The sequence below is a fragment of the Pseudofrankia coriaricola genome (assembly GCF_032027725.1).
In the GTDB taxonomy this organism is placed as follows: domain Bacteria; phylum Actinomycetota; class Actinomycetes; order Frankiales; family Frankiaceae; genus Pseudofrankia.
In genome coordinates, this window is record NZ_JASNFO010000100.1 from 1 (window position 1) to 22899 (window position 22899).

General features: G+C 72.9%; 19 protein-coding genes and 1 pseudogene. 2 read left to right on the plus strand and 18 right to left on the minus strand.

Going from position 1 to position 22899, the window contains the following annotated elements; genetic code table 11:
* Nucleotides 1–439 precede the first annotated feature (439 nt).
* From QOZ89_RS39125 to QOZ89_RS39210, 18 genes and pseudogenes are all read right to left on the minus strand, one after another.
* Entirely contained in the window at nucleotides 440–643 is a 204-nt protein-coding gene (locus QOZ89_RS39125) for a cold-shock protein (protein WP_071051652.1), read from the minus strand.
* 354 nt (nucleotides 644–997) lie between these two features.
* Nucleotides 998–1486, minus strand: coding sequence for a PPOX class F420-dependent oxidoreductase (locus QOZ89_RS39130; RefSeq protein ID WP_397428932.1), 489 nt, complete (start codon nucleotides 1484–1486; stop codon nucleotides 998–1000).
* 67 nt (nucleotides 1487–1553) lie between these two features.
* Nucleotides 1554–1754: a nitroreductase/quinone reductase family protein gene (locus QOZ89_RS48465; protein WP_274536592.1), complete on the minus strand. Its 201-nt coding sequence runs from the start codon at nucleotides 1752–1754 to the stop codon at nucleotides 1554–1556.
* A gap of 2 nt (nucleotides 1755–1756) precedes the next feature.
* Nucleotides 1757–1918: pseudogene (locus QOZ89_RS48470) on the minus strand (nitroreductase/quinone reductase family protein); the annotation flags it as partial.
* Nucleotides 1919–2071: 153 nt separating this feature from the next.
* Nucleotides 2072–2587 carry a pyridoxamine 5'-phosphate oxidase family protein gene (locus QOZ89_RS39145; RefSeq protein ID WP_071051654.1) on the minus strand — a complete coding sequence of 172 codons (516 nt, stop codon included), beginning with the start codon at nucleotides 2585–2587 and terminating at the stop codon, nucleotides 2072–2074.
* 597 nt (nucleotides 2588–3184) lie between these two features.
* A complete protein-coding gene (locus QOZ89_RS39150) occupies nucleotides 3185–3556 on the minus strand; it encodes a ferredoxin (RefSeq protein ID WP_083419383.1) in 372 nt (123 codons plus the stop codon).
* A 328-nt stretch (nucleotides 3557–3884) separates the two neighbouring features.
* Nucleotides 3885–4634, minus strand: coding sequence for a LutC/YkgG family protein (locus QOZ89_RS39155; RefSeq protein ID WP_312629130.1), 750 nt, complete (start codon nucleotides 4632–4634; stop codon nucleotides 3885–3887).
* The gene (locus QOZ89_RS39160) at nucleotides 4634–6343 is read right to left on the minus strand and encodes a LutB/LldF family L-lactate oxidation iron-sulfur protein (RefSeq protein ID WP_312629132.1); all 1710 of its coding nucleotides are present in this window, start codon (nucleotides 6341–6343) and stop codon (nucleotides 4634–4636) included. Before QOZ89_RS39160 ends, QOZ89_RS39155 begins: the two co-directional genes overlap by 1 nt.
* 322 nt (nucleotides 6344–6665) lie before the next feature.
* Nucleotides 6666–7460, minus strand: coding sequence for a (Fe-S)-binding protein (locus QOZ89_RS39165; RefSeq protein ID WP_312629134.1), 795 nt, complete (start codon nucleotides 7458–7460; stop codon nucleotides 6666–6668).
* Nucleotides 7461–7464: 4 nt separating this feature from the next.
* Nucleotides 7465–8979: a rhamnulokinase gene (locus tag QOZ89_RS39170; RefSeq protein WP_312629136.1), complete on the minus strand. Its 1515-nt coding sequence runs from the start codon at nucleotides 8977–8979 to the stop codon at nucleotides 7465–7467.
* A gap of 187 nt (nucleotides 8980–9166) precedes the next feature.
* Nucleotides 9167–11278: a bifunctional aldolase/short-chain dehydrogenase gene (locus QOZ89_RS39175; RefSeq protein WP_241842078.1), complete on the minus strand. Its 2112-nt coding sequence runs from the start codon at nucleotides 11276–11278 to the stop codon at nucleotides 9167–9169.
* 88 nt (nucleotides 11279–11366) lie between these two features.
* Entirely contained in the window at nucleotides 11367–12926 is a 1560-nt protein-coding gene (locus tag QOZ89_RS39180) for an L-fucose/L-arabinose isomerase family protein (protein ID WP_312629138.1), read from the minus strand.
* A 142-nt stretch (nucleotides 12927–13068) separates the two neighbouring features.
* Nucleotides 13069–14238, minus strand: a complete 1170-nt coding sequence (rhaI, locus tag QOZ89_RS39185) for an L-rhamnose isomerase (RefSeq protein WP_071051658.1) — start codon at nucleotides 14236–14238, stop codon at nucleotides 13069–13071.
* A 222-nt stretch (nucleotides 14239–14460) separates the two neighbouring features.
* Nucleotides 14461–14781, minus strand: a complete 321-nt coding sequence (locus QOZ89_RS39190) for an L-rhamnose mutarotase (protein WP_312629141.1) — start codon at nucleotides 14779–14781, stop codon at nucleotides 14461–14463.
* A gap of 223 nt (nucleotides 14782–15004) precedes the next feature.
* Nucleotides 15005–16090: a rhamnose ABC transporter substrate-binding protein gene (gene rhaS / locus QOZ89_RS39195; protein WP_312629143.1), complete on the minus strand. Its 1086-nt coding sequence runs from the start codon at nucleotides 16088–16090 to the stop codon at nucleotides 15005–15007.
* A gap of 250 nt (nucleotides 16091–16340) precedes the next feature.
* Nucleotides 16341–17495, minus strand: a complete 1155-nt coding sequence (locus QOZ89_RS39200; protein WP_241842080.1) for an ABC transporter permease — start codon at nucleotides 17493–17495, stop codon at nucleotides 16341–16343.
* The gene (locus tag QOZ89_RS39205; RefSeq protein WP_198543446.1) at nucleotides 17485–18531 is read right to left on the minus strand and encodes an ABC transporter permease; all 1047 of its coding nucleotides are present in this window, start codon (nucleotides 18529–18531) and stop codon (nucleotides 17485–17487) included. Before QOZ89_RS39205 ends, QOZ89_RS39200 begins: the two co-directional genes overlap by 11 nt.
* Entirely contained in the window at nucleotides 18528–20105 is a 1578-nt protein-coding gene (locus QOZ89_RS39210) for a sugar ABC transporter ATP-binding protein (protein ID WP_312629147.1), read from the minus strand. Before QOZ89_RS39210 ends, QOZ89_RS39205 begins: the two co-directional genes overlap by 4 nt.
* Nucleotides 20106–20407: 302 nt before the next feature.
* On the opposite strand from QOZ89_RS39210, the gene QOZ89_RS39215 reads away from it, so the two are divergent.
* On the plus strand, nucleotides 20408–21601 hold the full coding sequence (locus QOZ89_RS39215) for a LacI family DNA-binding transcriptional regulator (protein WP_312629149.1): 1194 nt from the start codon (nucleotides 20408–20410) through the stop codon (nucleotides 21599–21601).
* A gap of 928 nt (nucleotides 21602–22529) precedes the next feature.
* The gene (locus QOZ89_RS39220) at nucleotides 22530–22763 is read left to right on the plus strand and encodes a hypothetical protein (RefSeq protein ID WP_131804122.1); all 234 of its coding nucleotides are present in this window, start codon (nucleotides 22530–22532) and stop codon (nucleotides 22761–22763) included.
* Nucleotides 22764–22899: the final 136 nt, after the last annotated feature.

Genomic DNA, 22899 nt, shown 5'->3' on the forward strand with positions numbered 1-22899 from the left:
GGCCCCCCTCCACGGCCTCTCCGGTGGATCTCGTCAGGGCGGCCCTCGACGGTAGCCGGACGCCAGTTCGCATGCCCAGCCAGCGATCACCGGTGCTCGGCAGGCAATGCTCGGCCCGTGATCGTCGTGCGGGTATGCCGACTAACGCCACATATCCCGATTTGCCTCTTTTGCGCATACCCCGTCCGCGATCTACGTGGCTCACCGGCTTCAGGAGCGCCGAAGACCGCCGGGGCTGTGCGCCGATCCGAACGCCAGGCCCCGCCGGTTCGCATCCGCGTACAGTTCCGCCGGTCAAACTGACAGTGCGACAAGGTCACCGGCCAGCCTTGCTTGAAACGGCATCAGGCTGATCCGGTGAAGCTCTGGGCGTCGGCTAAGAACAAAGCAGCGCGCGGCCCGGCGGCCGCGCGCTGCTTTGTCTGAGGTCGAGGGGTCGTCAGACGGGCTGAACCTTGTCAGCCTGCGGACCCTTCTGGCCCTGCACGATCTCGAACTGCACGTTCTGTCCCTCGTCAAGCGACTTGTAGCCGTCCGACATAATCGCCGAGAAGTGGACGAACACGTCCGGACCGCCACCGTCCACGGAGATGAATCCGAAACCCTTCTCCGCGTTGAACCACTTGACGGTACCCTGAGCCACGAGCGTTCTCCTTGCTACTTTCCCGGCAGACGTCCTTCGTCTCCCGGTCTCGCGCCGGCCGAGGAGCGCCCCACGTCCGGCCGTTCCGTTCGACGATGCATGACGTTCATACAGCGGGGAACCGGTAACACCACCACCCTACCCGCCATCGGCACTGGCGGTCCTGTCGTGGCCCGACCGGATCCCGTCCGTTTGCACGCTCCTGGGGTGCGAATGGGGTAATGGCCGCGCACACGGCCGACCCGGCACCTCTGGACAGACGGACCAGTTCGGCCGATGGGAACCGCGGGACGGCGGGCCACGAGTCCAGGCCGCAGCCGCGCGATGGTGTGGGTCCGGCAGCCAGGCCGGTGGTCAGCGCGAGGCCGGTGCCCAGGGACCGACGCCGCCGACGCGCTGGACGGAGTACTGGACGGAGTAACGCACGGTGTAGCCAGGCCCCTTCGGTGCCAGGAACTCGGCGTCGGGGGAGATGTAGACCTTCGCCAGCCGGTTGAGCAGGTCCCATGCGTCGTCGGTCGGCTGAATGGTGGCCCGCGCATGCACCACGGCGTACTGGCTCATGAAGATGCCTGGCGCGCGCGGCGCGTCGAAGGACAATACCGCCCGCGGGTCCTGGTCGAGGTTGCGCAGCTTCGTGTACCACGACATATGTCCGCTGACCAGGTCATCGCCGTCGGGCCCGATCCAGATCACGGTCACCTGTGGGCTTCCATCGGGGTTGATGGTGCTGAGGTGAGCCATGGGCCCGGATTCGACCAGCTCTCTCAACGTGGGTGGCAGACCATTCACACCGTGCTCCTTTCCGCATGCCGGTGTGCTGTGCCATGAGATTTCCGGCATGGATGCCGGGTGACGGCCATGCCACCGTGGTGAGCCCGCCGGGTGGGGCCTGCCCGGCGGGAGGGCATCAGCGCGGGGCCAGGATGATGACGGGGATTTCGCGGTCTGTCCAGCCCTGATACCTCGCGAAGTCGGCGTAGAGGTCGACCAGTCGCGGCCACAGGCCGGCCCGTTCCTCGGGCGAGGCGACCCGGCGAGGACGGGGACATCCCGCCGGCCCTTCAGATGGACCTGAGTCCCGGGGTGGGCGATCAGGTTCAGATACCACTGCGGGTTCTTCGGCAGCCCGCCCTGGGAGGCCACGACGACCAGATCGTCACCGGACCGTGGGTACAGGAGCGGGGTGGTGAACAGCTTCCCGGACCTGCGGCCGCGGTGCTCCAGAAGCAGCGTCGGCGCCGGCCGGCGGAAACCGGCCCCGACACGCGCCACTTGCCGCCGACGCGCCCATTGGTCAGCTTGAAGACCCTCACCTGGTTCTGGCCATGTACTTGATGGCCATGGCCGTCGTGGGGGAGTCCAGGCCGTTGGGGGCCTCCTCGGGCAGGGAGAAACGTGCCACCGAAGCTCCTGAAAGTGAGCGGCCTACAGGGTGTCGGACGCGGCGTGATGGGGGGCGGTCGTCCCCCCGAGGGGTATCGGGCTCATGCCGAGCTTGCGATGATCCCAGGAACGGGTGCGCTGGACGTCGAAGCGTACGGCGATGCGCTTGTGGAGCATGAATTCCACAAGCGGCTTCGCCTCGTCGCTGTAGGGCCCGTTGTAGCGCTCCCAGACATTCACGCCGACGGCCCACAGCGCCTCGGGGTCGTCCACGATCTCGGCTCGGCCCTCCATCGAGACTCCGCGCAGCGTGTCATAGGTCAGGCCGTCCTCCATCAGGACGGTGACCCGCGGGTCGCGGCGGATGTTGAGCGCCTTCTGCGCCTTCGCCTTCGTCTCGAACCACAGCACTCCGTCGAGGACGGCGAACCACATCGCGACGGCGTGCGGATGGCCGGCCGGCCCGAGCGAGACCAGCGTCGCCGTGCGTCGCGTCGCCACATAGGCCGAGATCTCCTCGGCCGTCATCTCGACCTGGGACCGCCGATTTGCTCCCACCTGATCCTCTTTCTCTTCATGCGCTGTCTGCGTCGGTGTCGGTCTGCGTGCCACTTGTGCCGCCGACACCGGCCGGCACAGTGCCCCTGGGCCAGGGCCGACGGGGATTGTCACGATGCCGACGATGGCCTCTCGATGGTCGAGCAGCCTCGTCGGCGCCAGACAGGCGTGGGGTGCGATGTCCCTGCGCGGACCCGCCGATCATGGGTCGACCAGGCCGCCCGGGGGATCCATGGTGAGGAGACGATCCGGGGGTACCCAGGGGGCGGGAGCTGCGCACGGCGACGTAGTGACGGCTCGCGTGCCGCGCCAGAGCCTCGTCCGCCGCCTGCTCGCCGGTCCGCCGCCGCGTAGCTGACGAAGAAGTCGTACTCCCACGCAGGCTCCGGCCCGTCCGGTATTGCCCGAGAATGCCACAGAGCGTGGTCACAAACACGTCGGCATCTTCCGGGAGCACGAGGCCGGCCGCTCTCTCGCCGGAGACCGGAAGATCAATTGCCCGAGCTCGTGACCTGTGCAGACGAGGAACGGAGATCGCGCTCACCGCGCCTCCGACGCGTCCGCATGCGCCGGTCAGAGCAACCTGACAAAGCCCTGCTAAGAGACGTAGCGCAGCCGGAGCGCCTGGCGCGGGCAGGTGTCGGCGGCGCGGCGGGCGTGCGCCGCCATGGGCGGCGGGACCGGGATGTCGCGACTCGGGCGGCCCGGGGGGAGCTCGCCGTCACGGGCGGCGGCCGCGCGGGCCGCGTCCTCGCGGGAGACCGGGTAGCCCCAGCGGTCCTGGGCGAGCACCTCGGGCAGCAGCTCGACGCACCAGCCGCGGCCGTCGCACGCGGTCCAGTCGACGGTGAGCAGCCAACTCGTCGGCGGCTTCACCGCGGCGCGGGCGCCGCCGCCCGCATGCGTGGCCGTCTCCGACTGAGCCGGGCCGCGTGAACTGGCTGACCACTGCGATGATCCACTGGACATTGCTGGGTCCTTCCGGCTGGTGTGGGGCTCAGGACTGCGCCGGCGGTTCGGTGGCGGGCGCCGCCACGTCAGGAACTACCCGCGTCGCTGCGTCACAGCACCTGGAATGACGGCGAGCACGTGACGGAAACGATGCAGCGGCCGGCCCCATGCGCCGCCAGGTCCGCGGTGAAGACGCGCAGCGTGGTGCGGACGAGCCGGGCAGCAACGATCGAGGCATCACCGTCAGAGTGGGCGCCTACCCTTGGAGCTGACTGAACGCGCGCTGTGTGCAGGCCCGGAGACGTGTCAGCGATCCGACTGCCCGTCACCCGCCCCGTTCCCCGGCTTACTCGACGAGGACGACCTCCAGCGTGCGGGGGCCGTGGACACCCTCGACGCGGTGGAGCTCGATGTCGCTGGTGGCGCTCGGCCCGCTGATCCAGGTCAGCGGGCGGGTCGCGCGGCCGGCGGCGCGCAGGCGCGCGAGCGCGTCCGGCACACCGGCGACCACCTGGTCGGCGCGCACGACCACCAGGTGGTAGTCCGGGACCAGGGACAGCGCGCGGCGGCCCTGCCCGGGCCCGCCGTCGAGCACGATCGTCCCGGTCTCGGCGATCGCCAGCGCGCAACCGGTCAGCACCCCGTCGAGCACATCCAGCTCGGCGGCCGTGAGCGGCGGCTCGTCGTCGACCGCCTCGATCCCGCGCGCCGCGGCGAGCCAGCCGGCCGGCAGACCCGGTGGGCGGACCAGGCGCCGCGCGCCGCGCTGGGTGAGCGCATCCGCGACGGCGGCGGCTATATCTCCGTCGTCGTTCCCGTCGTTCCCGTCGCTCGCGTCATTCGTCGGGCCGGCGGGTGCGGCCGGTCCAGTTGGGACCCGGCGGACGAGCGCGTGGTAGTCGACGAGCCGGCCGGCCAGCAGCTCCAGTAACGCCTCCCGTGGCGCGTCCGCCGCAAGGCTCGGGGAACCGTCGCCGGCGGTGCGGTAGTCCCGGGAGGCGGGCGGTGCGGCCGGCCGGTCGGCGAGCGCGGCGCGCACCCGGGCCAGGACCTCTGCCCGCGCGTCATCAGACGGCGATGGGTCTGTCCGACTCATCACGGCGTCCTCTCGTCCGGCTCGTCCGGCGCGTCTCGGCCGCCCGGGGCGTCTTGGCCGATCCGCGCATCCTGGAGGTCCCGCGCGCCCGGTGCGTCCGGGTCGTCCAGTGGGTTCGACGCGTTCGGGCCGTCCAGCGGGTCTGGCGCGTTCAGGCTGTCTGGCGCGTCCGGGCCGTCGGGGCCGGACCGCTGGCGCGACCAGCGGTCGCGGAAGGTCTCGGCCGGGGGGAGCGGCAGGTCGCGGCTGGCGGTCCAGGCGGCCAGCGGTGGTGGCAGCCGCCCGATCGCGCCGCGGCGGCGCCCGAGCAGCCGGCCGAGGCGGGCGGCGCGCAGGGCGCGCGCCCAGCGGTCCGGTTTCGCCATCGTCCAGGCGGCCGCGGCCATCACAGCCCGTTCGGGCTTGGGCGGGTGGCCGGCGCCGCGCCCGGCGTCCACCACCTTGGCCCGCAGGTGGACCAGCATGGACGGGATGTCGATCGCGACGGGGCAGGCGTCCAGGCAGGCCCCGCACAGCGTCGACGCGTACGGCAGCGACGGGTTGTCGGCGACGCCGGCGAGCTGCGGGGACAGCACCGCGCCGATCGGGCCGGGGTAGACCGACCCGTAGGCGTGACCTCCGGTCCGCTCGTAGACGGGGCAGACGTTCAGGCAGGCCGCGCACCGGATGCAGCGCAACGCCGCCCGCCCGGCCGGGTCCGCGAGCGTCGCCGTGCGGCCGTTGTCGAGCAGCACCAGGTGGAACGCGCGGGGGCCGTCGCCGGGTGCCACACCTGTCCACATCGACGTGTACGGGTTCATCCGCTCACCGGTCGCCGAGCGGGGCAGCAGCTGGAGGAAGACCTCGAGGTCGCGCCAGGTCGGGACGATCTTCTCCAGGCCCATCACGGTGATGAGCGTGTCGGGCAGCGTCAGGCACATCCGGCCGTTGCCCTCGGACTCGACGACGGCGAGCGTGCCGGTCTCGGCGACGGCGAAGTTCGCCCCGCTGATCGCGACCCGGGCCGACAGGAAGCGCTGCCGCAGGTGTCGGCGGGCGGCCTCGGCGAGCGCTCGGGGCTCGTCGGTCAGCCCGGGTGGCGCGGGGACGCCGCCGGACGCGCCCATCTCCCGGGCGAAGATGTCTCGGATCTCGGCACGGTTGCGGTGGATCGCCGGCACGACGATGTGGCTTGGCCGGTCGTGGCCGAGCTGGACGATGAGCTCGGCGAGGTCGGTCTCCCAGGCCGCGACGCCGGCGTCGGCGAGCGCCTCGTTCAGGCCGATCTCCTGGGTCGCCATCGACTTGACCTTGACGACCTCGGTGGCGCCCGCGGCGCGGACGAGGTCGACGACGATCCGGTTCGCCTCGTTCGCGTCGCGCGCCCAGTGGACGACGCCGCCGCGCGCGGTGACCTGCTTCTCCAGCTGGACCAGGTAGTCGCCCAGGTGCGCGAGCACGTCGTCCTTGATCGCGGCGCCGGCCGCGCGCAGCTGGTCCCAGTCGTCGAGCTCGGCGACGACGCGTGCCCGGCGCCCGCGGATCGTGCCTGTCGCCTTCCCGAGGTTACGGCGCAGCTGGGCGTCACCGAGCGCCCGGCGCGCGGCCACCGGGAACGGCTCGTCGCCGCGCAGCATCCCCACCCCGCGTGGCGCCGTCGGCGGCACCACCGCCGGCAGCCCCAGAAACGTCGCCGGGGAGGCCCCCGCCGGCCCGCTCGCCGCCGTCACGACCCGCCCCCGCCGACGATCTGTGTCATCTCAGCGTGCCTATAGGCACGCTGAGATGACACAGTCGCTGCCCCCAGCGGCGAACTGTGGTGGATGAGCCTGCCTATAGGCAGGCTCAGATGACACACTTCGACGTCCGAGCCTGGCCGGGGCGGACGGCCACCGGCCGAGAGGACTGGCGGGGCCGTGGCCGGCATACCAGCTTTCCCCGTTCCGCCCGTCCACGGCCCGCTCAGCCGCACACGCTCCGGCACTGTGCGTGTCCGGCTCCGCTGGTCGTCGGCCTGGCGGCGTCCAGGCGCCTGACCGGCACCCGGCCGGGTCATCGGGCAGCCCGCGCGGTGGATGCCGTGGATGCCGCGGGCGGCGCGGCGACAGGGGACGCGGTGGTGGCCGTGGACGCGAGGATCTCCGCCAGGTGAACGGGTCGGACGCCGGCCCGCAGCCGGGACAGGCCTCCGCCGATGTGCATGAGGCAGGACGAGTCGCCGGCGGTGACGACCTCGGCGCCGGTGGACAGCACGTCGCGCATCTTGTCGGCGAGCATCGCCGTCGAGGTGTCCGCGTTCTTCAGCGCGAACGTGCCGCCGAAGCCGCAGCATGACTCCGCGGCCGGCAGCTCCACCAGGTCGAGACCGGCGACGGCGCGCAGCAGCCGCGCCGGCGCGTCGCCGACCCGCAGCAGCCGCAGCGAGTGGCAGGTCGGGTGGTAGGTGACCCGGTGCGGGTAGTAGGCCCCGACATCGGTCACGCCGAGCACGCCGACCAAGAACTCGGACAGCTCGTAGGTGCGCGACGCGAGGTCGGCGGCGGCCGCGGCCAGCGCCTCGTCGCCGGCGGCGGCCGCCAGCGTCGCGTACTGGTGGCGCACCGAGCCGACGCAGGACCCGCTCGGCGCGACGACCGCCTCGTAGCCTTCGAACGCGCCGACGTGCCGGCGCACCAGCGGTAGCGCCTCGCGGGCGTAGCCGGTGTTGATGTGCATCTGGCCGCAGCAGGTCTGCGCCAGCGGCATGTCGACCTCGTGGCCGAGGCGCTCCAGTACCCGCACGGTCGCGTCGCCGACGTCCGGGAACATCCCGTCGACCAGGCAGGTGACGAACAGTCCGATCCGCATCCGCTCAGCTCCCTCCGGCGCCGCCGCGCCACGGCGGGCTCGGCATAAGGACCGTCCTGGTCCTCGTCGGTTCGTACCGCGTCGGCGGGGCCGTGGCACGGACCAGCGCGCGCAACGCCTCCAGACTGACGTCACCGCCGCCCGCCCGCCGCCCGCCGGGAGCGCCGAAGGCGCCGTGGGCGCGGGCCTGGACCAGCACGTTGCCGAGCGCGGTCGCCTCCGCCGGGCCGGCGAGCACCGGCAGGCCGAGCGCGTCCGCGGTCAGCTGGCACAGCAACTCGTTGCGCGACCCGCCACCGACGAGGTGCACGACGTCGACGCGCCGGCCCGACAGGTGCTCGGCGGCGCGCACCGCCCGCGCGTAGGCGGCGGCGAGGCTGTCCAGGACGCAGCGGACGATCTCGGCCGGGGTCCGCGGCTCGCGCTGCCCGCTGGCGCGGGCCGCGGCGACGACGCGGGCCGGCATGTCGCCGGGTGGCAGGAACTCGGGGGCGTCGGGGTCGACCACCGGGCCGCTGGGCGGCAGCGCCGCCGCCTGGCCCAGCAGGTCGGCCAGCGCCCACCGGTGCCCGGCGCGCCGCCACGTCCGCAGGCACTCCTGCAGGATCCACAGGCCCATCACGTTATGCAGGTAGCGGGTCCGGCCGTCGACGCCCGCCTCGTTGGTGAACTGGGCGGCGCGGCTGTCCTCCGTGAGCACCGGCGCGTCGAGCTCGACGCCGACGAGCGACCAGGTGCCGCATGAGATGTAGGCCCAGTTCTCGCCCTCGGCGGGCACGCCGACGACCGCCGACGCGGTGTCGTGCGAGCCGACCGCCGTGACCGGTGTCCCGGCGGCGAGCCCGGTCTCCTCGGCCGCCTCGGGGCGCAGCCCGCCGACGACCGTGCCCGGGGTGACCAGCGGCGGCAGGATCTCGGGGCGGATCCCCGCGAGCCGGGCGAGCGACGCCGACCAGGTCCGGTCGTGCGCGCCGAGCAGGCCGGTGGTCGACGCGTTCGTCACCTCCGCGGCCCGCTGCCCAGTCAGCCAGTAGGCCAGCAGGTCCGGGATGAGCAGCAGGGTCGCGGCGGCGCCCCCCGCCCCCCCGCCCCCCCCCCCCCCCGCGGGGGGGGGGGGGGGGGGGGGGCGCGGGCGGGGGGGCAGCCCATTCGCCGGGTACAGCGCCGAGGGGGAGGTCGCGGCGTGCACCGCGTCGAGAACCGCCTCGCCGGTCCTGGCGTCGCGGTAGTGGTGGGGGAGGCCGAGCAACCGGCCGGCGCCGTCGAGCAGGCCGTAGTCGACGGCCCAGGAATCGACGCCGATGCTGCGCGGCTGCCCGTGTGCCTCGCCGAGCGCCCGCAGCCCGGCGAGGATCTCGAGGTAGAGGTGCCCGACGTCCCAGTGCAGGCCGTCGGGCAGCCGCAGCGGCGTGTTCGGGAACCGGCGCACCTCGCTCGCCTCCAGCCGGCCAGGGCCGACATGCGCGGCGAGCACCCGCCCGCTGGAGGCCCCGAGGTCGACGGCGGCGAACAGACTCATCGCGCCCTCCCCGCCATCGGCGGCCCGGCCGTCTCCGGCCCGGGCGCCGGCGGCCCGGCTGGGGCGCCGGCGGGGGGCAAGGCCGCCCCGGAGCGGCCGGCCGCGGGAAGGGCCGCGGCGGGGAGGGCGGCGGTTGGACGGTCCGCGGCCAGGCGGTCGGCGGTTGGGTGATCGGTCGGTTGCGAGGTCATCGGAGGAAGGCTGCGGCGACACCGGCGTCGACGGGGATGTGCAGGCCGGTGGTGTGGGAGAGGTCGCCGGCGGTGAGGGCGAAGACGGCGTTCGCGACGTGCTCGGGCAGCACCTCCTGCTTGAGCAGGGTGCGCTGCGCGTAGAACGCGCCGAGCTCGGACTCCGGGACGCCGTACACGGCGGCGCGCTTCGCGCCCCAGCCGCCGGCGAAGATGCCGGAGCCGCGGACGACGCCGTCGGGGTTGACGCCGTTGACGCGGATGCCGTGCTCGCCGAGTTCGGCGGCCAGCAGCCGCACCTGGTGGGCCTGGTCCGCCTTGGCCGCGCCGTAGGCGATGTTGTTCGGGCCGGCGAACACGCCGTTCTTGCTGGCGATGTAGACGATGTCGCCGCCGAGGCCCTGGTCGATCATGATCCGCGCCGCCTCCCGGGCGACCAGGAACGACCCGCGCGCCATGACGTCGTGTTGCAGGTCCCAGTCGGCGGTGGTCGTCTCCAGCAGCGGCTTGGAGATCGACAGCCCGGCGTTGTTGACGACCAGGTCGACGCCGCCGAACGCGAGCGCCGCGGCGGCGAGCCCGGCGGCGATCTGCTCCTCGTCGGTGACGTCCGCGGCCACCGCCACGGCCCGGTCGGCGGGCCGCGCCGCGGTGGCGCCGATCTCGGCGGCCACCTTCTCGGCCGCGGCGCCGTCCCGGTCGGCCACCGCGACGCACGCACCGTCGGCGGCCAGCCGCAGGGCGATCGCCCGGCCGATGCCGGAGCCGCCGCCGGTGACGAACGCGACCCGGCCCGCGAGCGGGCGAGGCTTCGGCATCCGGGCGAGCTTAGCCTCCTCCAGTGCCCAGTACTCGATCCGGAACTTCTCCGACTCGTCGATCGGCGCGTACGTCGAGACGGCCTCCGCGCCGCGCATCACGTTGATCGCGTTGACGTAGAACTCACCGGCGACCCGAGCGGTCTGCTTGTCGGCGCCGAACGAGAACATGCCGACGCCGGGCACGAGCACGATCGCCGGGTCGGCGCCGCGCATCGGCGGGCTGTCGGGGGTGGCGTGCCGCTCGTAGTAGGCGCGGTAGTGGTCCCGGTAGGCGGTGTGCAGCGCGCGCAGCCGGTCGGCGACGGCGTCGAGGGGCGCGTCCGGGGGCAGGTCGAGCACCAGTGGGCGGACCTTCGTGCGCAGGAAGTGGTCCGGGCAGGAGGTGCCGAGGGCGGCGAGCCGCGGGTGTTCGGCGTGCGCGAGGAAGTCGAGCACGGCGTCGGCGTCGGTGAAGTGCCCGACCATCCGCCGGTCCGTGGACGCGAGCCCCCGGATGACCGGGGCTAGGGCGGCGGCCCTGGCTCGCCGCTCGGCCGGCGGGAGCGCGCCGAAGCCGGCGACCGGCGGGCCGAACGGCTCGGCCTTGCCGTGCTCGGCGAGGAACCGCGCCGCCGTCTGGATGATCTCGAGCGCGTTCGCCTCGCACTGGGCCGACGTGGCGCCCCAGGCGGTGATGCCGTGCCCGCCGAGGATCACGCCGATGGCGTTCGGGTGCTCGCGGGCGACGGCGGCGATGCCGAGGCCGAGCTGGAAGCCGGGACGCCGCCACGGCACCCACACGACGCGATCGCCGAAGCACTCGGCGGTCAGCCGCTCGCCGTCGGCCGCGGTGGCGAGCGCGATCCCGGCGTCCGGGTGCAGGTGGTCGACGTGGGCGGCCTCGACCAGGCCGTGCATGGCGGTGTCGATCGACGGGGCGGCGCCGCCGCGGCCGTGCAGGCAGTAGTCGAACGCGGCGACCATCTCGTCCTCGCGGTCCTCGCCCGGGTAGGCGTCGACGAGCGCGCGCAGCCGGTCCAGGCGCAGGACGGCGAGGCCGGCGGCCTTCAGGGTGCCGAGGTCGCCGCCGGAGCCCTTCACCCACAGCAGCTCGACCGGGCCGCCGGTGACCGGGTCGGTCTCGGTGCCCTTCGCCGACGTGTTGCCGCCGGCGTAGTTGGTGTTGCGGGGGTCCGCCCCCAGCCGGTTCGACCGGCCGAGCAGCTCGCCGACCACCGTCGTAGCGTCCGTCCCGGCGGCGCGGCCGGTCCCGCTTGCCGCGGCCGGTCGCGCTGGCTGCTCGTTCATCGTGTCCCAAGTCCCTTCGTGTTCTGGTGGGTCCGGTTCTGGCGGGCCTGGCTCCCGCGCTTCGGGCGGCTCCCGCGCTTCGGGCGGGTCACGCGCCGCCGCCGCCGGGGCCGACGACGACGAGCTCGATGCCGAGCAGGTCGGCGACGGCGGCGAGGTCGGCGGCGCGGTGGCCCGTGCCGAGTGCCCAGTGGTGGTCGACGCCGGTGGCCGACCAGGCGTCGACCCACTCGCCGGGGTCGCGCCCGAAGTCGACCCGCGACGTCGTGTTGCCGATCCGCAGCAGCGGCCCGTCGACGACCGTGCCCTCGGCCGCGATGAACCGGAACGTGCCGTCGCGCAACTGGCCGAGACCGAAGGCGGTCACCGGGCCGTGGGCGACGTCGAACTCGACGGACACGCCCCAGCCGCGCTTGCCGTGGTAGGTCCCGAGCCCGCGCAGCAGCGGCCGGCGGGCGCTGATCGCCAGGTGCGCCGGGCCGTCGTGGCCCATCTCGACGACGCCGTCGCGGAAGTTCAGCGCCTGGATCTCGGTGAACGAGCCGCCGGCGCCGAGCCGGTCGAACATCAGCATGGCGAGGCTGGCGCGCAGCTCGTACTCGCCGCAGACGGGGATGCCGCGCGCGGTGAGCAGCGACGCGCCGAGGATCAGCCCGGCGCCGACCCGCTCGTGCTGCTCGCCGTCGAGGCCCCGGTGGTAGTAGGCGAGCGAGTCGAGCGCGAAGTCGTCGACCAGCCGGTCGAGCGCGACGGAGACCCGGGCGCCCCAGCGCAGGTCCCCGCCCGCGACCGACTCGTCGAGGGTGAACACCTCGCGGGCGAGCGCGAGCCGGGCGTCGGTCTCGGCGTCGGTCACCTTCTCGACGCGGACTCGCAGGTCGTCGACCTCCAGGATCTCGACGTGCCCGCCGAGCTGGGCGGAGACGAGCGTCGGGTCGGTGGCGACGTCCATCATCCCGGGGTAGAGGTGGCCGAGCAGGCCGTGCCGGCCCGTGCGCAGCGCGGCCCGCACCCCGGCGGCGCGTACCCAGCGCTCGATTCGGCGCCACGCCCGCTCGTCGGCGAGGTAGCCCGAGACGGACCGGAACTCGACGCCGCAGCGGCGGAACGCGTTCGCCATCTCGGGCAGGGGGCAGGCGCCGCAGTAGGCCAGCCAGTCGCCGGTGTCGAAGGTGTCGTGGTCCATCGCCTCGGTCGGCTGCAGATTGAGCAGGAGGACCGGGGCCCCGGCGCGCTGCGCGATCGGGACCAGCATGCTCGCGGTCATGTAGGTGGTGAGGAAGCCGACGATCAGATCGCAGTCCGCGGCCCGCAGCCGGTCGGCGGCGCGTGCGCCCTCCTGCGCGTCCGAGATGAAGCCGACGTCGACGACCTCGCAGTCGAGCGCGGACAGCCGGGCCGAGACCTCGCGCGCCGACTGCTGGAGCCTGGGCAGCAGCGCCGGGAACTGCGGCCAGTAGGCGCCGAGCCCGCCGGCCACGAGGCCCACCCTGGTCGGGCGGGGCGTGACCCGCGCCAGCCCGGCGGCGAGGCCGGACACGCCTGGCGCCATCGGCGTGCCCGGCGCCGCCGGCGTCGGCGCGTTGGTCGTCGCCGCGCTCGTGGCCGTGGTTGTGGTTGTGGTCGTGGTCGTGGTCGTGGATGTCATGGTCGGGTTCCTCCTTCCGGGGCGGCCGGGCGGGCGCCGGTCAGGGTGTCTGCTTCGCTCCGTCGCCCGCGCGCTCCGGCCCCGTACTCCGGGGTTCCTGCCGGATCGGCGGAGCTTGCGTAGCCGATCTGGCAGGTCCGGCTCAGGCGCCCCAGCCTGCCTGCTGGCCGCCCGCGCGCTCGGCGACGATCCGCTCGGCGTAGCCGGAGCGGCGGTAGGCGGCGGTCGGGTCGGGGTCGAGGCCCGCGTCGGCGCGCAGCTCGGCGAGCAGCGGGCGGACGTCGGTGTTGTAGGCGTCCATGAGGATGGCGTTCGAGCCGAGGACGTCACCGGCGTGCTGGGCGGCGCGCAACGCGTCCCGGTCGACGAGCAGCGCCTTGGCGGTCGCTTCCTGGACGTTCATCACCGAGCGGAGCACCGCGGGGATCTTCGGCTCGATGTTGTGGCACTGGTCGAGCATGAACGCGATGCCGCCCGCGAGGGCGTCGGCGCGGACGATCTCGTACATGATGCGGAACAGCTGGAACGGATCTGCGGAGCCGACCATCAGGTCGTCGTCGGCGTAGAACCGCGAGTTGAAGTCGAACGCGCCGAGCCGGCCAGCGCGCAGCAGGAACGCGACGATGAACTCGATGTTGGTACCCGGCGCGTGGTGGCCCGTGTCGATGCAGACGGCCGCCTTCGGCCCGAGCTCGACGCAGTGCGCGTAGGAGGTGCCCCAGTCGGGGACGTCGGTGGCGTAGAACGCGGGCTCGAAGAGTTTGTACTCGAGCAGCATCCGCTGCCCCTCGCCGAGCCGGTCGTAGACCTCGCGCAGCGCCTCTGCGAGCCGGTCCTGCCGGTCGCGCAGGTCGTCCTGGCCGGGGTAGTTCAGGCCGTCCGAGAACCACAGCTTCAGGTCGGTCGAGCCGGTGGCGTCCATGATGTCGACGCATTCCAGCAGGTGCTTGACCGCCTTGTGGCGGATGCGCGGCTCCGGGTTGGTGACGCTGCCCAACATGAAGTCGGGGTCCTGGAAGACGTTGGAGTTGATGGCGCCGATCCGGACGCCCTGGTCGCGGGCGTAGGCCGCGAGCCCGTCGTAGTCGTCGACCCGGTCCCAGGGGATGTGCAGGGCGACGCTCGGCGCGGTCCCGGTGTACCGGTGTACCTGCGCGGCGTCCGAGATCTTCTCGAACGGGGTCCTGGGCACGCCCTGCTGCGGGAACACCTTGAACCTGGTCCCGGAGTTGCCATAGGCCCATGACGGGGTCTCGATCTGCAGCGAACGCAGGCCTGTCTTCACAACATCCGTCGGGTTCGCCATCGTCATCACGCTCCTTGGGTCCGGCGCCGTCGGGGCGCCGGGGGCGGCGTCGCGGACGTCGGTGGGTAGACGACTGGGACCGGGCCGAGCCGGGGCCAGCTGGGACCGGACCGCGGCAAGCCGCCGCGGGTCCGGCGGGCTCGGCGCCCGCCGGCCGGCCCGCTCGGGTCGCGCTGGCGCGGTCGGGTCGTCTCGTCTGTCCGGCCGGACAGAAAGGAAGGGGAGGGGTCAGTCCAGGTGGAAGACTTCGGTGAGCGGTTGCATGGCCTCGTCGGGGCCGCGGCCGTCGATGCCGGTGAAGAAATCGGTCATCTCCTTCTGCCAGCGTGTGTTCACCTCGGTCGCGGCCATCGCCGCCTGTGCGGCGGCCAGGTCCGGCGACTCGACGTACCCGATGAGCAGGCCGTCGTCGCGCAGGAAGAGCGAGTAGTTGTGCCACCCCGCGGCCCGCAGCGCGTCGAGCATCTCCGGCCAGACGGCGCGGTGGCGCTCGGCGTACTCGGCCAGGCGGTCCGGCCGAACCCGCAGGGTGAAGCAGTACCGCCGCACGGCGATCTTCTCCCTCCGATGTCCCGTTCAGGCTGGTTCGCGCCCCGGTTACTCCGGTGGCGCCGGTTGCCGTGTCGCCCGGTCCCACCCGTCGCGCCGGGTACGCCCGCCGCGACGGTCCCGGCCCTCGCGACGGACGCGCCCGACGCGACGGACACGCCGCCGCGAGGCCGGCCCGCCGGCCGCCCGGGCAGGGCGACCGGCGCGCCAGACGCGCTCAGAATCAGAAGTCGAACTTGTCGATGTTGTCGGCGCTGAAGACAGTCGGCGGGCCGAGGACGATCTCGCCGTCCTTGCCGACGGTGTACTTGCCGAGCTTGCCGGCGGTGAACGTCTCGCCCTCGGCGCCCGTGATCTGGCCGGAGGCCAGCGCGACGCCGGCGTAGGCCGCCAGGTAGCCGATGTCGGCCGGGTTCCACAGCGCGAACTGCTTGACGGTGCCGTCCTTGACGTACTCGCGCATCTGGTTCGGGGTGCCGAGGCCGGTGACGACGACCTTGCCCTTGTAGCTGGAGCTGCTCACGTACCGGGCGGTCGCCGCGATGCCGACCGTGGTCGGTGAGACGATCGCCTTCAGGTTCGGGTACGACTGCAGCAGGCCCTGCGCCTGCTGGAACGACGTCTGGTCGTCGTCGTTGCCGTAGGCGATCTTCACCAGCTTCAGACCGCTGTACTCCGGCTTGGCCAGCTCGGTCTTCATGACGTCGATCCAGGCGTTCTGGTTCGTCGCGTTCGGGGTGGCCGACAGGATCGCGATGTCACCCTGGCCGCCGACCAGGTCGCTGGTCATCTTCACCAGGCCCTCGCCGATGCCCTGCGTGGTCGCCTGGTTGATGAACACGTCGCGGCAGTCCTTCGCCGCGTCCGAGTCGAAGGCGACGATCTTGATGCCGGCGGCGGACGCCTGCTTCAGCGACGGGCAGACGGCGTTCGGGTCGTTCGCCGCGATGCCGATGACGTCCTGCTGCTGCTGGATCAGCGTGTTGATGTAGCTGACCTGCGACGACGCGGACGCGTCGTTCGGCCCGACCAGCTTGTACTCGCCCTTGAGGTCGCCGAGCGCCGCCTTGCCGCCGCTGACCTCGATGTCGCTGTAGGGGTTGTTGAGCTGCTTGGGCAGGAACGCCATCTTCACGCCGGTCTTCAGCGTCGCGTTCGGGTTGGCGCTCGCCGCGGCACCGCCCGATGTGGCGCCGCCGGCGGTGGCGGTGTCGTCCTTTGACGTGCCGCCGCAGGCCGCGAGGCCGACGGTCAGCGCGACTAACGCCGCGGCGGGTAGCAGGAGTTTTCTGGACCGGCGTGCCTGCATGGCTGGGGAATCCCTTCGGAGTGGCCGCCAGGCGGTCGGCATGACCGTGATCGCTGGCGGGCGGTAAGGCGGTGGAGTGGTGGAGGCGGACGGGTGGCCACGGGCCCGCCGGCCTCCCGCCTGATCACATCCAGTAGCAATTGGCTACCTAGTGTGATCAGCGAGGGGCGGGTCGAACGGAGCCCGTGGGCGGTGCCCGGTGGACGTGGGGTGGGCGGTCGGTGGCGGGGTGGTCGGCGTGACCCGGCGGTCAGGAACCGGGCAAGGGTGGGGAGAGGGGCGTTGGCCTGCGGTGTCGGGCGCGGGAGACCGCGGCCCTGGTCCGGCGGATGAGGTTCGGGACGAGTACCGACACGACGAGCAGCGCGCCGGTGACGACGTTCAGGGACTCGTTCGAGACGTCCGACAGGCGCATGGCGTTCTGCAGTGCGGCCAGCAGCACGACCCCGCCGAGCACCCCGGGCAGGGTGCCGCGGCCGCCGAAGATCGAGACCCCGCCGAGCAGGACGGCGGCGACGACCGCGAGCTCCAGACCGGAGCCGTTGTCGGCGCGGGCACTGGAGTAGCGCAGCGTCCACAGCACCCCGGCGAGCCCCGCGACCGCGCCGGTCACGACGTAGAGCCAGAACTTCAGCCGGCCGACGCGGATCCCGGCGAACCGGGCCGCCTGCTCGCTGGCCCCGGCGGCGAACGCCCAGCGGCCCACCGGCGTCGCGTGCAGCACGACGGCGAACACCACCGCCAGCGCGGCCAGCGGGATCAGGACGTTCGGCACCGCGGAGCCGCCGACGGTGCCTGTGACCCAGTTCGTGTACTGGGCTGGGAAGTCGGCGACGGCGGTGTCGCCGAGGACGACGAGCGCCAGCCCGCGGAAGAGCGCCAGCGTGCCGATCGTCACGGCCAGTGACGGCAGCCGAAACACCGTCACGAACAGGCCGTTCACCGCGCCCAGGACCGCCCCGAGCACGATGCACAGCGGGATGATCGTTTCGATGGTCATCCCGTGGTTCCACAGGCTGCCCATCACCGCGCTGGACAGGCCCAGCGTGCTGGCCACCGACAGGTCGATCTCGCCGGTCACGATCACGAACGTCATCGGCAGCGCGATCAGCGCGATCGGCAGCAGGTCGAGGACCAGGAACGTGAAGTTGCGCGATGTCCCGAAGTTCTCGACCGACGCGGAGGCGACGACGATGACGAGCACCGCGAGCACCACGACGCCAAGGTCCCAGCTCGCCAGCCGGCCCAGCTGTGCTCCCGGGCCTTGCCGCGCTCCCCGGCCCGCGGCCGGCGGCCCGGCGCGGCCGCCACCCGCGGGCGGCGCGGCGTCGGCGAGGCTGTCGGCGGTAGCAGCGGCAGCGGTGGCGGTGGCGGTGGCGGCCGGCCGGTCGCTGTCAGCGGACATGGGAGCCCCTCTTCTTCAGCGCCGCCGCGACCCGCGCGGCGATCAGCCGGTCGATCCCGATCGCGAGCAGGATCAGCGCGCCGACGATGGCCTGCTGCCAGAACTGGTCGACGCCGAGCACGGGCAGCGCGCTGCCGATCGTCGTGAGCAGCAGCGCCCCGAGCGCCGCGCCCCACACCGAGCCGCTGCCGCCGAAGATCGCGACACCGCCGACGACGACCGCCGCGACGACGTTCAGCTCGTAGCCGTTGCCCGCGGCGGCGTCGACCGTGCCGAACCGGGCGGCGAACAGCACGCCGGCCAGGCCCGCGAGGGTGCCGCTGGCGAGGAAGGCGGCCAGCGTGCGCCGGCCGACCGGGATGCCGGCGAGCCGCGCCCCGTCGGGGCTCGACCCCAGCGCGTAGAGCTGGCGCCCGGCCGGGTAGGACCGCAGCACGACGCCGGCGACGACGAGCACGGCGACGGCGATGAGCACCAGGTACGGCACGCCGAGCACCGTCGCGGTGCCGAACTTCAGGAAGCCGTCCGGCAGCTCGTCGGCGTTGATCTGGCTGCCGCCCGCCCACAGGTAGGCGACGCCCCGGTAGGCGTACAGCGTCCCGAGCGTCACCACCAGCGCCGGCACGTCGCCGAACCGGACGAGCAGGCCGTTGACCAGGCCGCAGCCCGCGCCGACAGCGATCCCGACCAGGACCGCCACGATGATCGGCATGCCGGGATGGTTCATCAGCAGCGTCCCGGCCGCGAACGCGGACAGGCCGAGCACCGAGCCGACCGACAGGTCGATGTTGCGGGTGATGACGACGATCGTCTGGCCGACCGCGAGCACGCCCAGGATGGCGGCGCCGAGCAGGATGTCGCGGATCGACTGCGAGTGCACGAAGCTGGGATGGCCGATGGCGGTCACGAGGACCAGCAGCGCCAGCGCCAGCACGATGCTGATCTCGCGCGCCCGCAGCACCCGCTCCAGTACGGACGTCCGCGCGGGCATCGCGCGCGCCGGCATCGTCCGGACGGAGTCCTCAACGGTGGTCACAGTGCGGCCTCCACGCCCTTCTCCGCCGGCTGCTCGCCCGCGGCCGAGGTCGCCCCGGTCGTCGCGGCTTCCCGCTTCCGCTGGCCGACCGCGGCGAACATCACGGACTCCTCGGTGGCGTCCGCGCGGTCGAGCTCGGCGACCAGCCGGCCCTCCCGCATCACCAGCACCCGGTCGGCCAGGCCCAGCACCTCTGGAAGCTCGGACGAGACCATCAGGACGGCGACGCCGTCCTCGGCGAGACCGGAGATCAGCCGATGCACCTCGGCCTTCGTCCCGACGTCGATGCCGCGGGTCGGCTCGTCCACCATCAGGACCCGGGGCAGGGTCGCGAGCCACTTGGCGAGTACGACCTTCTGCTGGTTGCCGCCCGACAGGGTCGACACCGCGTCGGCCAGCCGGCCGTACTTCGTCTGCAGCCGGGCCGTCCATTCGGCGGCCGCGCGCCGCTCGGCGCCGCCGAAGAGCAGCCCGAGGCGGGCGAGCGCCCCGGAGCGCGGCAGGGTGACGTTGCGGGCGATCGAGGCGTCCATGACCAGGCCCTGCAGCCGCCGGTCCTCCGGCACCAGCGCGAGCCCCGCGGCCATCGCCGCGCGCGGCGACCCCGCGCGCAGCTGGCGGCCGTGGACGCGAACGGTGCCCGCGTCGCGGGGGTCGACGCCGAAGACCGCCTGCGCGACCTCGGAACGCCCGGAACCGACCAGGCCGGCGAGCGCGACGATCTCGCCCGCGCGCACCTGGAAGGAGACATCCCGGAAGACGCCGTCGCGGCGCAGGCCGTCGACCTCCAGCACGACGTCGCCCGGGGTCGTCGACCGCCGCGGGTAGAGCGTGGACAGGTCGCGGCCGACCATCCTGCGGACCAGGTCGTCGACGGTCAAGCCGGCGAGCGGGTCCGTCGAGACGTGCCGGCCGTCGCGCATGACGGTTACCCGCTGGCACAGCGCGGTGATCTCCTCGAACCGGTGCGAGATGAACAGCACGGCGGCGCCCCGGTCGCGCAGCGAGCGAGCGACGGTGAACAGGCGCTCGACCTCGACGGTCGACAGCGCGGCCGTCGGCTCGTCCATCACGAGCACGCGGGCGTCCGCGGACAGCGCCTTGGCGATCTCGACGAGCTGCTGATCGGCGATCGACAGGCCTCGCGCCGGCCGGGCCGGGTCGATGTCCACGCCGAGCCGCTCGAACAGGGCCGTCGCGTCCCGGACCATGCGTGCCCGGTCGATCGCGTGGAACCGGCCGCGGGGTGGCTTCGCCATCGCGATGTTCTCGGCGACGGACAGGTCGGGGAAGAGCGTGGGCTCCTGGTAGATCACCGCGATACCGGCGGCCCTGGCATCGGCGGGGGAGCTCAGCGCGAGCGGGGCGCCGTCCATCTCGATCGTGCCGGTGTCGGGGCGGTGTACCCCGGCGAGCATCTTGACGATCGTGGACTTGCCGGCGCCGTTCTCGCCGACCAGGGCGTGCGCCTCGCCTGCGTAGAGAGGGAACGAGACGTCGCGCACCGCGGCGACTGCCCCGAAGGACTTGGAGACGTCGCGCACCGCTAACAACGGCGCCTGCTCTGCGGGCATCTCACCCCTTCAATGAAAGGTTTCAATGCTGTGACCAGCGCAACTTAGCTGGCGTCCCGAACGGTGTCAAGGTCCGGGTTACTGCCCGGTTGGGCGCTTCGGTTGTGTCGCCGCGGGGGCCGTTCTGTACTATCCGCTCGTCAGGCGACGTGCATCGGTGCCTCGTTGGCGCGGTGGGGTTGGCGCGGTTCCTCGATTCGCGTGCTTCCCCAGCTGGCGTGGTTCCTCGGTTGGCATGGCGCGGTTGGCATGGTTCCGTTGGCGCAGTTCAGCTGGCACGTTTCAAGGATTCGGGGAGCGGCGTGGACGAGGCCGAGCAGGCACCACCCGAGGGCGGCGAGCGCTCTCGCGTGGCGGCAGCCGTGCCTGCGCGGTCCGCCGTGCCGGCGCTGCCTTCCTCGGCCCGCCTGTCCGGCTCGAGCCCCGTAGCGGGCCGGCCTGTCGCGGGCACGCCCGTCACGAGTACGGGCCGGGCGGTGAGCGTCAGCCGCGCCGCCGGCATCAAGGAGGTTGCGGCGGCGGCGGCGGTGTCGCTCGGCACGGTGTCCAATGTCCTGAACCGGCCGCAGCTGGTCAGCCCGCGAACCCGGGCCCGGGTCGAGCGGGCGATGGAGGAACTCGGCTTCGTCCGCAACGAGTCGGCACGGGCGCTGCGCGCCGGCAGCAGCCGGATCCTCGCCTATGTGATGCTCGACCCGTCGAACCCGTTCTTCACGGACGTCGCCACCGGGATCGAGGAGGTAGCCGCGGCCGCCGACCTGTCGGTGTTCCTGTGCAACAGCGGCGAGGACGCGGCCCGCGAGGCCCGCTACCTGGACCTGCTCCTGGAACAGCGCGTCCAGGGCGTGCTCATCACCCCGGTCGACGCGGCGAACGAACGGCTGCGCACCCTGCCTGCGCGCGGCACCCCGGTCGTGCTCGTCGACCGGGTCGCCGGCGCCGGCGAAGGCTGCTCGGTGTCCGTCGACGACGTCCTCGGCGGCGAGCTCGCCGCCACCCACCTGCTCGAGCGCGGCCACGAGCGCATCGCGTTCATCGGCGGTCCGGACACCCTCAACCAGGTCCGCGACCGGCGCGCCGGCGCGCTCCGCGCCCTGGAACGCGCCGGCCTGCCGCCGGACCGGCTGACCGTGCTCGCAACCGGCGCGCTCACCGTCGCCGAAGGCCGGGGCGCCGCCGAACGGCTCGTCGGTCTGCCCGCCGCGCGCCGTCCCACCGCCGCGTTCTGCGCGAACGACCTGATCGCGCTCGGACTGTTGCAGATGTGCGTGCGCCTCGGCGTCGCCGTCCCCGGGGACTGCGCGATCGTCGGCTACGACGACATCGACTTCGCCGCGGCCGCCGCCGTCCCGCTGACGTCCGTCCGCCAGCCCCGCTACCTCCTCGGCCGCACCGCCGCCGAACTGCTCCTCGACGAGGCCAACAACCCGGCCCACGAGCACCAGGCCGTCCAGTTCACCCCTGAGCTTGCGGCCCGCGCCTCCACCGTCGGCTGACCGGCGCGGTGAGCGTTCCCGTTGCCGGGTGGGTTTGTCCGTCGAGGGCGGGACAGGCCTTCGCCCCTGCCATCTGTGCGTGCCGAGGCCTCGTGGGCCTCGGCCGCCAGCCGGACTGCCCCGGGTCGGTTCAGGAGAGGCAGGTGGCGGTGCGGGTGCCAAGGCGGCAGGCGGCGCCGGGCGGGGCACTGCCGCCGGCATCGATGCCTTCGCGGAGAGATGCCTTCGCAGACCCACTGGGCACCATCCGCGGCGCGCCGCCCGGCTACCCGTTCATACACGTGGCGGGTCTGACAGGTGGACGGGCGTCGGTAACGAACTCGATACCGGCTTTCGTCCGCGAGTTCGTGGCACGGACAAAAACGACGGCGGATTCTTCAGGAGAAGACCATCAGACCTCTCCTCGTGCCGGCGGTCCAGCCATTGACAGGCGAACCGCGGGTGTTCGCCTGCGCCCGGAGCTGGTATCTGCTCGCGGAGTCCACCGGCGGCAGTAGTCACGCTGTGTGACACCAGTGAGGGGCAAAAGGCCCTGTGGGTGACCGTGTGGCCCATGCATCGCGCCGTCGCGGGGAGTCGGACAACGGCGACATCGGCTGACAAGACCATGCGGGCCCGCGCCGGCCTTGACCCTTTTCGCTGTCGTTCGCCCGATCCCCGTGCCCGCCGGGACTTCCGGAATTGTGCGACAGAAAGTGTTCGCCGAAATACATGGCGCGGCATTGCTCCGGGTAGCCTTTCGACCGGACGGACAGAGAACTCAGGGGACACATCTTGAAAGAGAGGTTCTCCTATGCGAATCCATCGAACGGCAGGGCTTCTGGCTTCCGTTGGAACGGCCGGCGTGCTGGCCGTGGCGGCGGCGGTGCCGGCAAGCGCGGACCTGAACGATCCGACGGTTACGATCCGGGGCGTCGCGACGTGTGCTGTGGGTGTTCCGACGGCTGTTTCGATCAACACCGACCCACCGGTCGAGAACCGGACCACCGGGGTCGGGCCGACCGGTGTGTACTCGGTGACCCTGTCCAACGTCCCGCCGTTCGGCAAGAAGGCCAGGGCGTCGGTCAGCTGCTCGGTTCCCGCCGCCAACTTCCAGAACACCTTCGTCGTGGATCGTCCGCCGGCCCCGGGCGACACCATCCTCACCGTGAACCTCGCCTGACCTGACCTGACGGAAGATACCTGTTACGTTAGCCGGTTTTCCGTCCGCCCATGATGCGCAGAGGCGGGGGGGGGGGGGCCCCCCCCCCCCCCCGCCCCGGGGGCCCCCCCCCCCCCCCCCCCCCCCCCCCCCCCCC

What these genes read in the sequence shown, in the direction of transcription:
- rhaS (WP_312629143.1), bottom strand. Translation starts at nt 16,090, where the DNA reads ATGCAGGCACGCCGGTCCAGAAAACTCCTGCTACCCGCCGCGGCGTTA.
- QOZ89_RS39210 (WP_312629147.1), bottom strand. Translation starts at nt 20,105, where the DNA reads ATGCCCGCAGAGCAGGCGCCGTTGTTAGCGGTGCGCGACGTCTCCAAG.
- rhaI (WP_071051658.1), bottom strand. Translation starts at nt 14,238, where the DNA reads ATGACGATGGCGAACCCGACGGATGTTGTGAAGACAGGCCTGCGTTCG.
- QOZ89_RS39130 (WP_397428932.1), bottom strand. Translation starts at nt 1,486, where the DNA reads ATGCCGGAAATCTCATGGCACAGCACACCGGCATGCGGAAAGGAGCAC.
- QOZ89_RS39155 (WP_312629130.1), bottom strand. Translation starts at nt 4,634, where the DNA reads ATGAGTCGGACAGACCCATCGCCGTCTGATGACGCGCGGGCAGAGGTC.
- QOZ89_RS39165 (WP_312629134.1), bottom strand. Translation starts at nt 7,460, where the DNA reads ATGCGGATCGGACTGTTCGTCACCTGCCTGGTCGACGGGATGTTCCCG.
- QOZ89_RS39175 (WP_241842078.1), bottom strand. Translation starts at nt 11,278, where the DNA reads ATGAACGAGCAGCCAGCGCGACCGGCCGCGGCAAGCGGGACCGGCCGC.
- QOZ89_RS39200 (WP_241842080.1), bottom strand. Translation starts at nt 17,495, where the DNA reads ATGTCCGCTGACAGCGACCGGCCGGCCGCCACCGCCACCGCCACCGCT.
- QOZ89_RS39170 (WP_312629136.1), bottom strand. Translation starts at nt 8,979, where the DNA reads ATGAGTCTGTTCGCCGCCGTCGACCTCGGGGCCTCCAGCGGGCGGGTG.
- QOZ89_RS39150 (WP_083419383.1), bottom strand. Translation starts at nt 3,556, where the DNA reads ATGTCCAGTGGATCATCGCAGTGGTCAGCCAGTTCACGCGGCCCGGCT.
- QOZ89_RS39180 (WP_312629138.1), bottom strand. Translation starts at nt 12,926, where the DNA reads ATGACATCCACGACCACGACCACGACCACAACCACAACCACGGCCACG.